The 15,222-nt window shown below is 59.5% G+C and carries 11 protein-coding genes and 2 pseudogenes; 1 reads left to right on the top strand and 12 read right to left on the bottom strand.

The features are described from left to right. Nucleotides 1-89: 89 nt before the first annotated feature. The 8 genes from cydC to SB764_RS33640 form a co-directional block, all read right to left on the bottom strand. The gene (cydC, locus tag SB764_RS33675; RefSeq protein ID WP_410866051.1) at nucleotides 90-1,862 is read right to left on the bottom strand and encodes a thiol reductant ABC exporter subunit CydC; all 1,773 of its coding nucleotides are present in this window, start codon (nucleotides 1,860-1,862) and stop codon (nucleotides 90-92) included. Then, entirely contained in the window at nucleotides 1,859-3,688 is a 1,830-nt protein-coding gene (gene cydD, locus SB764_RS33670) for a thiol reductant ABC exporter subunit CydD (protein WP_410866050.1), read from the bottom strand. The genes cydC and cydD overlap by 4 nt, the downstream gene beginning before the upstream one ends. A 53-nt stretch (nucleotides 3,689-3,741) precedes the next feature. Further along, nucleotides 3,742-3,975: a hypothetical protein gene (locus SB764_RS33665; RefSeq protein ID WP_410866049.1), complete on the bottom strand. Its 234-nt coding sequence runs from the start codon at nucleotides 3,973-3,975 to the stop codon at nucleotides 3,742-3,744. A gap of 11 nt (nucleotides 3,976-3,986) precedes the next feature. Continuing rightward, the gene (gene cydB / locus SB764_RS33660) at nucleotides 3,987-5,120 is read right to left on the bottom strand and encodes a cytochrome d ubiquinol oxidase subunit II (RefSeq protein WP_410866048.1); all 1,134 of its coding nucleotides are present in this window, start codon (nucleotides 5,118-5,120) and stop codon (nucleotides 3,987-3,989) included. Between the two features lie 3 nt (nucleotides 5,121-5,123). Further along, a complete protein-coding gene (locus SB764_RS33655; RefSeq protein ID WP_410866047.1) occupies nucleotides 5,124-6,722 on the bottom strand; it encodes a cytochrome ubiquinol oxidase subunit I in 1,599 nt (532 codons plus the stop codon). A 296-nt stretch (nucleotides 6,723-7,018) separates the two neighbouring features. After that, entirely contained in the window at nucleotides 7,019-7,498 is a 480-nt protein-coding gene (gene traD, locus SB764_RS33650) for a conjugal transfer protein TraD (protein ID WP_410866046.1), read from the bottom strand. A 283-nt stretch (nucleotides 7,499-7,781) separates the two neighbouring features. After that, nucleotides 7,782-8,144 (bottom strand): DUF2946 domain-containing protein, encoded by a 363-nt coding sequence (locus SB764_RS33645; protein ID WP_410866045.1) that lies wholly within the window; start codon nucleotides 8,142-8,144, stop codon nucleotides 7,782-7,784. A gap of 264 nt (nucleotides 8,145-8,408) precedes the next feature. Continuing rightward, nucleotides 8,409-8,825: a DUF2946 domain-containing protein gene (locus SB764_RS33640; protein ID WP_410866044.1), complete on the bottom strand. Its 417-nt coding sequence runs from the start codon at nucleotides 8,823-8,825 to the stop codon at nucleotides 8,409-8,411. Between the two features lie 281 nt (nucleotides 8,826-9,106). On the opposite strand from SB764_RS33640, the pseudogene SB764_RS33635 reads away from it, so the two are divergent. Further along, nucleotides 9,107-9,286, top strand: a pseudogene (locus SB764_RS33635) (IS3 family transposase); the annotation flags it as partial. A 352-nt stretch (nucleotides 9,287-9,638) separates the two neighbouring features. On the opposite strand, the gene SB764_RS33630 reads toward SB764_RS33635, so the two are convergent. The 4 genes and pseudogenes from SB764_RS33630 to SB764_RS33615 all read right to left on the bottom strand — a co-directional run bounded on the left by SB764_RS33630 (nucleotide 9,639) and on the right by SB764_RS33615 (nucleotide 15,185). Further along, nucleotides 9,639-11,198 carry a methyl-accepting chemotaxis protein gene (locus tag SB764_RS33630; RefSeq protein WP_410866043.1) on the bottom strand — a complete coding sequence of 520 codons (1,560 nt, stop codon included), beginning with the start codon at nucleotides 11,196-11,198 and terminating at the stop codon, nucleotides 9,639-9,641. Nucleotides 11,199-11,401: 203 nt separating this feature from the next. Further along, nucleotides 11,402-12,973: a methyl-accepting chemotaxis protein gene (locus SB764_RS33625; protein WP_410866042.1), complete on the bottom strand. Its 1,572-nt coding sequence runs from the start codon at nucleotides 12,971-12,973 to the stop codon at nucleotides 11,402-11,404. Between the two features lie 458 nt (nucleotides 12,974-13,431). Next, nucleotides 13,432-14,714: pseudogene (locus SB764_RS33620) on the bottom strand (IS256 family transposase). A gap of 249 nt (nucleotides 14,715-14,963) precedes the next feature. Then, on the bottom strand, nucleotides 14,964-15,185 hold the full coding sequence (locus SB764_RS33615; RefSeq protein ID WP_410866071.1) for a hypothetical protein: 222 nt from the start codon (nucleotides 15,183-15,185) through the stop codon (nucleotides 14,964-14,966). Between the last annotated feature and the right edge of the window lie 37 nt (nucleotides 15,186-15,222).

Raw genomic sequence — 15,222 nt, 5'->3', positions numbered from 1 at the left:
CGCGACGCTCGACGCGTAAATGGTGCGCTCGCAGCCCACCTCCCGCTGCTCTGTAGCGTCTGCAGTACGCTATGGTTTTACTTCAAAAATCAGACTGGTTCGCTGACTACTTTCCCACTTCGTAAGGCATAACGCTCATCGACGAGGTCGGCCAGGCCGTCCAGCCGATGGGTGATTAGGATCACCGTACGTCCTTCCATCAACCTGCTTAGTGCAGTGAGCAACGAGTGCGCGGTGGCAGCATCGAGGCCTTCGGTCGGTTCATCGAGCACCAGAATCGGGCGATCGGCCAGCAACGCGCGCGCGATCGACACGCGCCTCGCTTCGCCTCCCGACAACAGCACGCCGGCCTCGCCCAACCACGCATTCAACCCTTCAGGCAAACCGGCGACGAACTCCTCCAACTGCGCGGTCCTGATTGCAGCGTGAATCTGTTCCGCTGTCGCATCGGGGCGGCCGACCAGCAGATTGTCCAGCAAGCTGCCGTTAAAGATGTGCGTGCGTTGTTCGACCACCGCGATCATGTCGCGCACGCTGTCGCCCGTGTATGCGTCGAGCGGCTGACCGCCGAGTTCAATGCGTCCGCGCTGGATCGGATAGAAGCGCAGCAGCGCGCCGATCAGACTGCTCTTTCCCGCGCCGGACGGCCCGACAATCGCGACCCGACGACCGGCCGGCACGTCCAGATCGACGCCGCACAGCGCCCATCGCTTCGCGGTGTCGAGTTCGGATTCGTCGGTCGGCGCATAGCTCATCGCGACGTCGTGGAAGCGGATATCGGTGCGCGTGGGACGCGGCAAACCCTGCGCCGGATCGTCCACCGCCGGGGCGGCGTCGATCAACGCGAACACGCGCGATGCCGAGACCAAGGTCGCGCCCAATTGACTGATTGCTTCGGGCAACGTGAGCAACACGTCGAATTGCGCGAGGGCTAGCAGCACGATCATCGACAACTCCGCGGGTGCGAGATGGTGCTGGTGCAAAGCGCGTGCACCCAGCAACACGGTGACGATCGTCGTTGCTTGCGCGGCCAGGCCGACCAGCGCGCCGCCAACCGCCTGCAGACGGTCCAGTTGAGCGCGTACCCTGCCATGCTCTTCGGTCAGCGCGGCAATCCGCTCCGCCTGTATGGCTTCGCCGCCATACAGACGCAATTCCGCCGCGCCCAGAAGCGCGTCGCTGGTCAGCGTACGCAACCTTGCCTCCAGTTCGACCACCGCCACCGAAGACGCCGCGCTGCGCCGCGCCAACGCGTAAGGCAGGATCACCGCGACCAGCAAAACCATCGCGACGCTGAGCGCTGCGACCTGCCAGACGAAACACGCGAGCACGACGGTCACCAACGGCAACGCGATCGCCGCGACGAGGATCGGCAACAGCACGGCGAGATACGCGTGCTCAAGGCGGTCGACGTCCGCGCGCAAGCGCGAGAACAACTCAGCATGCCCAAGGAAGCCGGTGCGCGCGGGCGCGAGTGGCAACAATCGGGCGAACAACTCAACGCGCAGTGTGCTCATTGCACGTAGCGTGACGTCGTGGTTGATGAGCTTCTCCGCGTAGCGTCCAGCGGTGCGGACAATCGCCGCGCCGCGGATAATCGCCGCCGGCACAAAGTAATTCATGCTGACACCCGCGACGCCGGCAAGGCCCATGCTCGCGAGAAACCAGCCGGACAAACCCATCAAGCCGATCCCGGCGATGGCTGCGAGACTGGCAAGCAGCACGCCCAACGCCATCCAGCTCCGATAGGCGCGCATCAGCTTCAGCAGTCGCCAGAACACGCTCCACGACGAGCGCGAAACGTCAGGTGTCGCCTCTCGGTTGGCGTTCGCGCGCAGAGATTCGGGGGACGTCGTTTTCATACCAAACCATCGGCGGCCAGCAAGGCCGCGTAAAGTCCTTCGACCCGCTCGAGTGTGGCCGGCGGTCCTTGTTGCACAAGACGGCCGTCATCGAGCACCACGACGCGGTCGGCTCGTCGAGCCTGCGCCATGCGATGTCCAACCTGAATAATCGTGCGGCCTTCCGTGGCGATCTGTTCGAGCGCTTCGTCGATGATGGCGATCGACGCTTCGTCCAGTTGTTGCATCGGTTCGTCAAGGACCAGCACCGGCGCGTCGCGCAACAACGCGCGCGCCAACGCGACGCGTTGCGCCTCGCCGCCGGACAGACCATAGCCATGCTCGCCGAGCGGCGTGTCCCAACCGCGCGGCAGACCGGCGATCACGGCGCTCAAACCGGCTTGCGAAGCGGCACGAACCAGCGCGGCCTGATTGGCGCCGGGCGAGGCGATCAGCAGATTGTCGCGCAGCGTGCCGGCAAACAATCTCGGCCGCTGTGGCAGCCACGCGAGTTGTTCGCGCCACCAGCGCGATGTGTCATCGTCGAGGGCCACGCCGTCCATCAGCAACGTACCGTGTTGCGGCCACTGCAAGCCCAGCACGAGTTGCAGCAGCGTGCTCTTGCCCGCGCCGCTAGGGCCGATGACAGCGGTCGTCTCACCCGCAGCGAATTCGATGTTCAGATCGTGCAGACCTGCACGGCCGTCCGGATAGCGGAAACTGACCTGCTGTAACGTCACCGCCCGCGCAACACGCGATGCAGTGTCCGGCGGCAACGTGGTCGACCGCTCCGTGTGCTCAACGTCGCGAGCGATCGTCGCGGCCGACGCCGCTGTTGAAACCTGGTGGGCTTCATGTGCTTGCGGCTCAACAGGCGTTTCCAGCAGCATGCGAGCGTCCCGGGCAATCGCGAGCGCATCCATTTTTACGTGACGTAACGCGCCAAGGCCACGCAGCGGCAAATAGAATTCGGGGGCCAATAACAACACAAACATGGCGTGCGAAAACACCTGCTCGCCCCACAGCAGGCGAAAGCCGGTCAGCACAGCCACCACGGCGATGCTGACCGTCGAGAAAAACTCAAGCACCAGCGACGACAAGAACGCGACACGCAGAACCGCCATCGTTCCGCGCCGATAAGTCTCGCTACCGATCTCCAGCAGTTGACCCGCACGCTCGCCGGCGCCAAACAGCCGCAACGTGACGAGGCCCTGCAACAGATCGTTGAACTGTGCGCCCAGACGGGTCAGCACAGTCCAGCGACGTTGACTCGCGCGTTCGGCGGCGTTGCCGAGCAGGATCATGAAGATCGGCACCAGCGGCGCGGTCAGCAGCAGCACGGTGGCCGCAACCCAGTCGGCGGGAAAGACGGCGGCCAGCACGACGATCGGCAGCACCGCCGCCGACGCCATCTGCGGCAAGTAGCGCGCGTAATACGCTTCGAGCGCGCCTGCACCGTCGACGAGCCGGGTCACCCACACGCCGCTGGACTCGCGCGCCAGCCACGCAGGACCCAACTGCTGCAAATGCGCCAGCAAGGTTGCACGAACCTCCGCGACCTGCTGCCGGCCCGCGCGAAAGCCATAGTGCCGGCTTGCCATCGACAGCCCCCATCGCGCGAGCGCAAGCACGGCAAATGCAAACGCCGACGGCAGCAAACTCCGCCACGGACGTTGCTGGAACGACGCCGTATACAGCATCTGCGCCAGCAACCACGCCTGGACGCACAGCGCCACGGAGGACAGCGCGTTGGCGGCCAGCGACCGCCTGAGCAGGCCCCGCACCGTGACGGCGCGTTGCTTTAACCAGTCGGCCGGGAGGCCGGAAGAACGATGGCTGAAACGCATGACTAAACCTGGTACTCACCGTGTTGCTCGAGAAAACCGTCGCGGGTGCGAGGTCAATGCTGCGCAGCCCGACTCCGCTCCGGTTCGGGCCGTTCCCGATCGCCCTCGCCGGTCAACTCGTCCTGCGTGTCCAGCATCAAACCCGCCGCGGCCGCCACCAGCACGATCACGACGGTTCCCAGCATCCAGGCCAGATACCACGCGCCGCGGTCGCCCAACACGATCGCCAGCAGAATCGCCAGGCCGCCGATCACCATCAACATCACAAATTGCAGAAAGATTTTCATGATCGTTTTCCTCAGTACGCGTGCTCATCCGCCTCGACGTGCTTCGCGCTCACCTTGCCGCGCATGATGTAGAAGCACCAGCTCGTGTACCAGATGATCAGCGGGACGAAGACACACGCGAAGCCGAGCATCCACCCCAGGGTCAACTCGCTCGAACTTGCATTCCAGATGGTCAGACTGTGCGACGGCTCGGCGCTCGACGGCATCATGAACGGGAACATCGCCGCGCCTACCGAACCGATCACGCCAGCCCACACGACGAGACCGAGCCACCACGCGAGATAGCCATGTCGGCGCGAGATGGCCGCGCTACCGATCAACAGTGCGAGCAATGCGGCCGCCGGCAAGATCCACAACGCCGGATGCGCGTTGAAGTTGCTGAACCACGCGCCTTGCTGCAGCACGACGGTCTGTTGCAGAGGCGTTTGCACGGCGCCGGGTTGCGGGCCGCCCGTCAGCGCGTAGCCGGTGATGCTCTTCATCCAGAGACCGCCGATCGCAAACAGCACGAACGATGCGAGACCGGACAGCACGCCCACTTTGCGAGCGCGCTCGGCCATCACGCCGTCGGTGCCGTTGCTGATCGTGGCCGCGCCCATGTAGCAGGACAGCGTGACAGACAGCACACCGCAGAGAATCGCGAACGGGTTGAACAAGGACACGAAACTACCGGTGTAGTACGACGTCATGTTCCAGGAAAGATGGAACGGCACGCCTTGCAGCACGTTGCCGAAAGCGGCGCCGAACACCAGCATCGGCACGAAGCCGCTGACAAGCATCATCCAGTCCCAACCGTTGCGCCAGCCTTCGCCCGGCAGTTTGCTGCGATATTCAAAAGCCAGCGGACGGACGATCATGCTCCACAGCAGCAACAGCATGACAATGTAGAAGCCTGAGAATGCCGTGCCGTAGATCAGCGGAAAAGCGGCGAACAAACCGCCGCCGCCCAGAATGAACCAGACCTGATTGCCTTCCCAATGCGGCCCCACGACATTCAGCGCCACACGTCGCTCGATGTCCGAGCGCCCGACATAGCGCAGCAACGTGCCCACGCCCATATCCATACCGACCATCGCGCCGACGCCGATCAGCACCACACCCACGATCAGCCACCAGACGACCTTCAACCCCAGATAGACTTCCATGGCTCAAACCTCCTCGGTATGGCTCAGCGCGGCCATGCTCGCAAAGCCTGGCAACAGATCGGTGGCCGGATTTCGCGGCGGATGGACATCGTCCAGACCTTGCTTGATGGCTTTCACCATCAGCATCATTTCGATCACGATGAAGATCGTGTAAATCGACACAAAGCCGATCAACGAAAAGACCATATAGCCGACGCTATGCGTCGACGCGGACATCCACGTGGGCAGCACGTTATAGACGGTCCACGGCTGACGCCCCACTTCGGCGACGATCCACCCGCATTCGTTCGCGATGAACGGCACCGGAATCATCCACGGGACGAGTCGCAAGAACCAGCGACGCTTGTGGACGTCGTTGCGCACGCTAAAGATCATGGCCAGCACGAAGAAGACGAACATCAGCAGACCCATGCCCACCATCACGCGGAATGCCCAGAACACGGGCGCGACAGGCGGAATGGAATCCTTCGCTGCTTGCGTGACCTGCGTCGATGTCAACGTCGAGAGATCATCCGCGTAACGCTGTGCCAGGAAGCCGTAGCCAAGATCGTCCTTGTGCTGGTTGAAGACGGCCAGCGCGCTGGCGTCGTCAGGATTGGCGGACAACACCTTCAAGGCCTGCACGGCGGGCACGCCGTTATGGACGCGCGCTTCCGCCTGCTTTTCCAGTTCGCTGATCGCGGGCACCGTGCCGTCGAGCGAGTGCGTCTCCAGCAGAGACAGCACGTACGGCACCTGAATCGCGCCGTAGTTCGTCTCGTCCTTCTGCGAGGGGAAGGCAATCGCATTGAAGGCCATCGGCGCCTTCTCCGGCTGCCAGATGGCTTCCATCGCCGCGAGCTTCGCCGGCTGCGCATTCCCGCCGACGAACCCGAGCGCATCGCCCAGCGTGATGACACCGGCGGTCGCCAGCACGCCGAACACGGCGGCCATCCGGAACGAGCGGCGCGCGAGTTCGAGATGGCGGTTACGCGCCATGTAGAACGCGCTGATGCCACACACGGCGATCGCCGACGTGACATAGCCCGCGACACTCGTATGCACGAACTTCGCCTGGGCTTCGGGGCTGAAAATCAGGTCGCTGAAGCTGGTCAACTGCAATCGCAGCGTGTGATAGTCAAACGCCAGTCCACGCGGCGACTGCATGAAGCTGTTCGCCACCAGAATCCACAGTGCCGAGAGATTCGAGCCCAGCGCGACGAGATAGGTCACGGCCAGATGCTTGCCGCGTCCGAGTCGTTCCCAGCCGAACACCATCATGCCGATAAAGGTGGACTCGAGGAAAAAGGCCATCAGCCCTTCGATCGCCAACGGCGCACCGAACACGTCGCCGACGAAGCTGGAGTAGAACGACCAGTTGGTGCCGAACTCGAACTCCATCGTCAGACCGGTGGCCACACCCAGCGCGAAATTGATTAAAAAGAGCTTGCCCCAGAATTGGGCCATCTGCTTGTAGATGGGCTTGCCCGTGACGACGTACACCGTCTCGATGGCCGCCAGAAAGAATGTCATCCCGAGTGTGACGGGAATGAAAAGGTAGTGGTAAAGCGCCGTCGCCGCGAACTGGATTCGCGACAACTCGACAACGGAAGAGCTAACCATGACTCGGTACCCCGTGAGGAACGTGACAATAAGTAATTTTTATTCTTATGGAATTCATACATCACCTATCAATAAGATTTAAACCAAAAACTCATTCGAAAAGCTGCATCTCCCATGCAATGAATAATTTTAAATATACGTACACGTCACTCTATGAGATTTTGATTGAAATCAATCTGACCAATCATGGATCTCGAAAAACATCGTTCCAGCGAACAGGAGGGAACTTTTATCCCGCTTTACACGCAGTATCGTGACGCGACGAGCACGCACGCAAATCGTCGGAGCACTGGACATCACCCCTCGATACTCGATTCATCCAGTCTGGTCTTCGACGTCGCGTTGATGAACGTATTACGCTGAGGTAAGCCGCGAGCGATCTGCCTCGCGATCAGGGCATCGCCATCCTGCTTCCAGCTTTGGCGTTCGGATGGTGTACCTTCATCCATAAACCGCAACAGCGCCCCGAGTAACTCGCCAGGGTCGCGACTCTCCAGCACGGCGTAGTCGATCAACGCGCCACGCACGATGGCGAGTTGATCGCGCGCTCGCCGTTTTAATATCCGATCGTCCTTGAGCGCACGAACAGCGTTGGCGCGCGCTCTTTGCGCCCGGAGCGCCGCCTTTTCCGCTGCGATCAGCACCGAGAGCTTGCGATCTTCGTCGGCGCTGCGATCCGGTTTGTCAAACAGAATCAGCATCGCGCGCTGGTGTGCTGTCGGGGTCTTTAGCTCACGTAGCGTCGGGACGTATTCGTCGAGCCATTGCTCTTTCATGTCATCTCCAATGCAATGGAGCGGATATCGTGAATCGAAGGTTGATCGCCAATCCGTGAATTGGATCGATGCGGCACGGAGACGGACAAAACGTCGATAACGCCACTCAAGAAATTGCATGTACAAAGGCCAGCATTCGATTGTGTCCTGCTGGTGTAAGCGATACCAGAAAGGAAATCCGCTGAGAACACGATTGTCAAAGTTCGCACGCAACCAAACGGCGCATGCCCGTATTACGCACGAGCGATGTGACAACCATTGGAATTCGCCAAAGAGGCGATGATCAGCCGAAGGACGGCGGTGCTCGTGGTCGGCCGGATGGGAATGCAACGTGCGGTGTAAAGCGCAGGGTCAGAGGCAACAGTGCTGAGCTTTGAGTGACTGCAATCAGATGCAGGGCGACCGCTGGAATAGACGGCATCGCGGGATGTGAGGCCAACAACCCGCAGTAGTCGCACGCGTCGAGCGACAGGCCTTCACCGGCGTGTCGAGCGGCAACGCCCGCGCTTGCGGAGCACAACTCGCCCACCGGTTGTCCCTCGCGATGCGCTACGACAAGCTGACTCACAATCGGCGCGAGAACGAGAAGACACATGGAGATCAAGCCAAGCCATGCAGTCGTAAAGGTTCGGGGGTGAGCATTCATATCAGTTGGCGCGCAGCAACAACGAGGAAAAATCGAGATTCATGACACAACCATTCGTCATTGCACGACGGCGTTCCTCAAGGCACATCGATCATGTTCCATGAGCGTGATGTATCTGGCGGAATGCGACAGGACCATGGCCTTTTTCCCGATGCTATTGAATGTACGTAGTACAGCGAATGATCGTGCACAGGCAAACCAGACCATGGCACACCACGCATGAATATCGTCGAATAGCGGGGAATTGAAGCGTGAGGGGACGCTTCAGGAGAGTGAAGGTGGCGCGCGCGGGTATCCCGCGAGGTACGCGATCCAGGAAAGCACCGCCCGCCGTGCTGGCGTCGCGAGAATAGCGGTGAGCTGCGGAAACTTGCTCGTCATCGCCATGACAAGCGGCGGCGGCGCCGACGTAGCCAGCAAATTGCAATAACCACAGGCCGACAGATCCCCAGCGTCGTGAGGCTGAGAAGCCGCCGCATGTCCGCTAGCCGAGCAGACTATTGGAGAGGGTGTTTGTCCGCGCTCGGCCGCACTGAACTGGCTAATGAGCGGCGCAAAGACGATCAGGCACATGGCTAGCAACGCTAACCAGGTACCAGATTGTTTTCGAACGCGGGCAAACTCAGTCATGCGCGCATAGTAGCTCACTTGCGTGAAATGACGATAGCAAATCTGCACCATAAAAGTAGATCCTCCGTACCCTGACGCGTTTCTGCGGCGAAATGTCTCGGCTTGGTCACTCACGCGCAGTCCCTGTCGTTGACAAAGGCTCGGTCACCAGTGTCGGCCCTGAATAGATAAAGCCCATACGATCCGCTCGACCTCTCCGGCCCCCGCAGTTTGCCTTCACATCTCGTAATGGACGGGCCGCCGCCTCACGCGAGGGGATGGAACAGGCTGACTTCGTCTGGGGCGATCAGCCCGAGCGGGAGGGTGCGCCGTGGACCAGTGCTCGTTGAGGCAACGGCTTGTTCAAGGCCGAACTGATTCATCGCTGCACCCGGAAAATGCGGGAGTCCGTTGAACTGGCAACGCTGGAGTGGCTGGCCTGGTTCAATCATCATCGATTGACGGAACCCCTCGGCTATATCCCGCCCGCCGAAGCTGAGGCAAACTACTATTGGCAACTTGAAACAGCTGCCGCTGAGTCCACAATAACTTATACAAACCAGCCTCCACGATTCCCGGGACGGTTCAATGCCAGCTTCACCGCCTCCTCACGAAACTCTCTCGTGTAGACCGCTTTGGGAATTCGATTCATTCATGCCTCCGTTTCACGATTTTACGAAACGTTGGCTTCCACTTTTTTCAGCCGACCTCAAACCTCTGACTTGCTTTCCGGCGACAACCCCGGCCTTCCCATCTGTGCCATTCGTCAACCCTCCCTCATTCGATATTGATAGGAAGGTGTTGCAACGATCTATTGAACCTACCATCCCCTTTTTTAGCTTCCCTTACTTTATGGGGTAACTGCTCCTTCTGGAACACACAGTGTCAAACACGGAAGATAGACACCGCTGCTCGGAGGCCTTCCGCCTGATCGGCCATGGACTGCGCCGCAGCTGTTGCCTGCTCGACCAAGGCCGCATTCTGCTGGGTTACCTCGTCCATCTGAGTCACAGCCACGTTGACCTGTTCGATTCCGGTGCTCTGCTCCGCGGACGCAGAGGCGATTTCACCCATGATGTCGGTGACGCGCTTTACTGAACGGACAATCTCGTCCATGGTTGTGCCAGCGCCAGCAACAAGCTGCGAACCGACCGCAACATGCGACACCGATGTCTCGATCAGCTCCTTGATCTCCTTGGCCGCTACCGCGCTGCGCTGCGCCAATGTGCGCACTTCCCCTGCGACGACAGCAAAGCCACGTCCCTGCTCTCCGGCACGTGCCGCTTCGACCGCCGCGTTAAGTGCCAGAATGTTTGTCTGGAAGGCGATGCCCTCGATGACTGAGATGATTTCGGCAACCTTACGGGAACTCGAAGTTATGTTTTCCATGGTGTCAACTACCTGCTTAACCACTTCGCCGCCAGACAAAGCGGTCTGCGAAGCCGTCACCGCAAGGGTGCTTCCCTGGCGGGCATTGTCGGTATTCTGTTTCACCGCCGAGGTCAGTTCTTCCATGCTGGCAGCCGTCTCTTCCAGCGACGCTGCTTGCTCTTCGGTGCGTTGAGAGAGATCAACATTGCCCTGTGCGACCTCGCCGGCGGCAACGGATATGGACTCGGCAGAGCTCTTGATCCCTTGAACGATAGACGTGAGCCTTGCGCGCATTACCTCTAAAGACGCCATGAGGCTGATTGAGTCACCGGGCGTAACAGGCAGATTTACCATCAGGTTCCCGTGGGCGATCTCCGCCGCCACAGACTGGGCAAGCGCTGGCTCACCGCCAAGCTCACGAAGGATGCTGCGGGTAATTAGAATTGCGGTCGCAGCTGCCAGAAACAGGGAGCAGGCTACGATTGCCGCGATCAGCACGCGAACGCTCGAGTATGTGGCAACAGCTTCCTTTTGAGCCTGTTGGTTGAGCTGGTCCTCGAAATCCGCCAGTTCTACCGCACGTGCCAGCCATACCCGTTGGGGTGGTCTAGCATTCTGCAACAGCTCTCTGGTAGCTCCAGCGGTATCATTCGACAAACCTAGCTGCGCTGCTTTGCGCAGTGGAGGCAGCGCAGCCGCCTCGTCTTGCCTTAGCTGCGCGATGAGACTCTTTTCCCGCTCAGTAGTGCTTGGTTCATTCTCAAACATCTGAGAGAGTCTCTGGTATGCGCTTGCGTAGATCTGTTCCTGTCTGCTGATGCGCTGAGCTTCCTTCGCTACATCCCGCGCATCCGTAAGCAGAGCCATGTTTCGAACGGCAATCGCACGATCCTGTATCGACGACCGCAGCTCGTTAGCCAGCCTCGCTTCGCTGTTATTCACCTGTGCGATCGCGTCCAGTTGTGCATTCAACTGCGAAAGCCCGTAAAAGGCGGACACAGCCACTGCCAACAGGAACGCTGCCAACAACCCGAACCCAGTCATCAGACGCGTGGATACTTTCATTTTTCTCATTGAGGTTTCCAGACAGTATCAGCAACACTTCCATTATGTTTACGGCCTCTTTGCACTAAAACTGAAGTGGCGGGTGCACTTGATGAGGTTTTGCCGCATTAACGCGGTCAAGTAGAATCCGTCGACCGCAACGCATGACATGCATGATGGCAAAGGGCTCATTTGGATCAGTAAGCGGAGATTGAAAGTAGTCGTACTCAATGTCATTGCCTTACTACAGCCAACGGCAGGGTAAAAATCCTGATTGCTTCGTCCAGCATATCGGCCTGTACCGAAAGACTCTGTGCGGTTGCGGCCCCCTGCTCGACCAGCGCTGCGTTTTGCTGGGTTGCACCATCAAGACTTAACACCGAGTCGTTGATGCTATCAATACCCTGCGATTGCTCCGTGCTCGCGAGGGTTACTTCGTTCATGATCGCCTGCATTCTCGTCATGACATCTAGAATTACCGTCATCTGATTCGCGGCGCGAGCAACACTTTCGCTTCCCTCGCGCGCTGCAAGCACATTCGATTCGACGATCGCCTTGATTTCCTTCGCTGCGGTGGCACAACGCTGCGCAAGCCCCCGAACCTCACCCGCAACGACTGCAAAACCCCGCCCGGATTCACCGGCACGGGCGGCCTCAACAGCAGCATTCAGCGCAAGAATATTCGTCTGGAACGCGATGCTATCAATCGTCGTCACAATTTCCGTAATCTCGCCTGATGAACGCGAAATGGCATGCATGGTCTGCTCCGTCTGCTGAATTGCATCGTAGCCACCCTGCGTGGTCGTCTGCGCATTTCCGACGATCTGGTTAGCGTGTTGCGCCGATTGCGTATTACTCTTCACGCCTGCGGTCAGTTGCTCGAGCGACGCAGCGGTCTCCTCCAGCGAGGCCGCCTGCAGTTCGGTACGGTTTGAAAGGTCCATGTTGCCGCTCGCAATTTCCCTGGTGGCGAGTTTCAAATGATCAATTTGCCTGCGCACATCGGAAACGATCGCCGTGAGGCTCACCTTAAGTTGGGTGAGTCCGCGTAGAACCTGACCGACCGCGCCGCTCCCCTGCTTAAGCATCGGTACATCAAGATCGCCAGCAGCCAGCCGTCCCGCAATCTGCGCAACCGCGTTCAGTTCCTGCTCTCGCCGGTGAACAAGACGCCAGTTGGCAATGCCACCCAAGCCCATGCCCGCCATTACGGCGACACAAAGTCCAGTTGTGATGCGCTCCCCAGAGCACAAACCGGTGAGTAACGGGACGCTCGTTCCAGCGATGCTATACAGCAACGATCGCTTGTCGTCACGCAGGAAACGCATTCCGTCGAGCAGCCCTACCAGGCCACGGCGGCGGATCTCCCCCTGGCGAAGAACGCGATCAGTTGCACGGCCAGCGCGCCAATCGGCGTAGAGTGCTTCGGCATGACGCACTTCATCGCGCGATGGCTTGCTCCGCACGCTGAGGTAGCCGACTGTGGCGCCTCGCTCAACAATCGGCGTGACGTTCGCCCGCACCCAATAGAAGTCGCCATTCTTCCGGCGGTTTTTTACCAGACCAGACCAGGAACGGCCTGCCTTGATCGTCGCCCACATATCGGCAAAAGCAGCAGGCGGCATGTCTGGATGACGAATCAGATTGTGTGGTTGTCCAACCAGTTCATCACGCGTGTACCCCGATACTTCGATAAATGCGGGATTGCAGTACTGAATAAGGCTGCTCAGGTCAGTCGCAGAAACAAGCATCTCCCCATCAGAAAACACATACTCAGAGTTCGTTATCGGGAGGTTAGAACGCATCGGGCAGCCCTCAATGTACTTATTTCTGGATTACAGTCGTTCCACTTTGTGTAGTTCACAAACAGATCTGGCACGGAGCAAAAAAGATGAATATCACGGGCCTGTTATCGGGTGGCTAGCCGGGAAATTAAGGTGCCAACTAACGAAGATCGCCAATCGTTGATAAATGTCAAACATACTGCAATTAATTATTCAACAAGAATCACTATTATTGACTATTATCATGATCTTGCGGCTCAGCTCATCGGTGCTGGTGTTCAACATGCGCACGGGATGTGCGACGAGCGCACGGGTAGAAATTGCGCAACACGACGAGGGTCGTAAACACATCTCTGGCATCAAAAGCAAGAAGCGGGACCATACAATTGGAAGGTGGCTTCTGTCTTGCGCTGCAGGCATTCCCGTGAAAAGCACGAGAGCAATCGTCAAGACTGGTGTACGCGGGGCAGGCGGCTTGATCAGGCGGCCAGCGCTTGAGGAGCCAGTGTGCTCTCGATCACCGGAGTGCCGTCCTTGAAGGGAATTCCCTTCAGGAGCGGTTCGATCTTGTCGACGCCGCGGATCTTCCTCCACGTCTGCTCGGCCGCTTCGATCAGCTTGAACGCCATCGCGAGGAAGGTCGAGCGCGACATACAGTTGCGCGTGCGGCTCGTGCGATGGCGCACCGTCGCGAACGTCGATTCAATCGGATTCGAGGTCCGCACGTGCTGCCAGTGTTCGGCCGGGAAGTCGTAGAACGCGAGCAGTGCGTCGCGGTCTTTCGTGAGCTTCTCGATGGCCTTTGGGTACTTTGCCGCGTACGTGTATCGACGAACTGGTTGAACGCGGCGATTGCGTCGGCTCTTGTCGCGGCATTCCAGATCTCGGCGAGCGCAATTTTGGCCTCGCCGTGCTGCGATTTGGGCATGACGTTGAGAATATTGCCGATCTTGTGGAACCAGCAGCGCTGGTGCCGTGTCTGCGGGAACACCTCTTCAAGCGCTGCCCACAGCCCCATCGCGCCATCGCCGACGGCAAGCAGCGGTGGCGCCTGCAGACCTCGTTTCTTCAGGTCGAGCAGCAGCTCTTTCCAGGATTCCTTCGATTCGCGATAACCGTCGTTGAGCGCCACGCGCTCCTTGTCGCCGTCCGGTTTCACGCCGATGATCACGAGCAGGCACTGCCCATCCGAATCCTCTGTGCGGGCTTGAGTATGAATGCCGTCGGCCCACCAGTAAACCCAGCGCGAGGCGGACAGGTCGCGCTTGTTCCACTTCTCGTACTCTTCTTACCAGACGGCCTTCAGGCGGCTCACGACGCTCGCTGACAGCCCTTTAGCCTGCTCGCCGAGCAGCTCGGACAGTGCGTCGCCCATGTCGCCGGTTGAGACGCCTCGTAGGTACAGCCACGGCTGCGAAGATGACACGCGCGGCGACTTGCGCACATAGGGCGGCACGATCGTCGAATTGAACTTGATGCCGGAGCCCGAACGATCGCGGACCTTCGGCACCTGAACAGGCACCGGGCCGACTGCCGTGACGATCTCGCGCTCTGGCAGGTAGCCGTTGCGCACGACCGCGCGCCGGCCATTGATCGTCTTCACATTCGAATACTGCTCGAGCATTGCCGCCAGTTCCGCCTCGATTGCCTGCTGGATGATCCGCCGCGCCCCTTGCTGGATCAGATCGTCCAAGCCGGGCGTACCCTTGATGTCTGCTTCTGCTGTTTGACTGCCGCTCGTATCCTGCGTATGTTTCGCCATGGTGGTGGAGTTCGATTGCGGAAGTGTTACCGTGAGAAGCAACATTCTCCGTCAATCGCCACCGCCTTCTCCTGCCTCATCCCGACGCCGCATACACCACTTTCAACGATAGCTCCTGAGCGCATCGTCACTGGATCGATCAGCCATCCGGCCCAATGCCGGCAATTCTCATCGGAGTCCAAACCAACTGGCGCCACCGACGCCTAATGACCCCGACAAAATGCTATCTGCAGTGAGTTTGACACAGACCTACTTGCAGCTTGCCAGAAATGCCTGGCCCGCAGCAGTAATCATGATGCCGGAGCCCATGTCCGATCGATAACCGGCAAAGCCCGCACTGATCAACTCTCGCGCGACCGACCAGCCAAGCGCCGGCGCATCTCTTCCCTCTCTTACTTCGGCGAGGCGTTGCAACGCCCAGATTGCCGATGGGGAGATGCCTCTTTCGTTTGACGTTTCCCTGTCGATCACGGCTTCTCCAAAGAATGGCTTGGACCGATTGCTCACG

It is taken from the genome of Paraburkholderia sp. SIMBA_027 (assembly GCF_046535315.1).
Lineage (GTDB): Bacteria > Pseudomonadota > Gammaproteobacteria > Burkholderiales > Burkholderiaceae > Paraburkholderia > Paraburkholderia tropica.
Note: the sequence above shows the minus strand (reverse complement) of the source record. Positions and strands in the feature narration are given on the sequence as shown.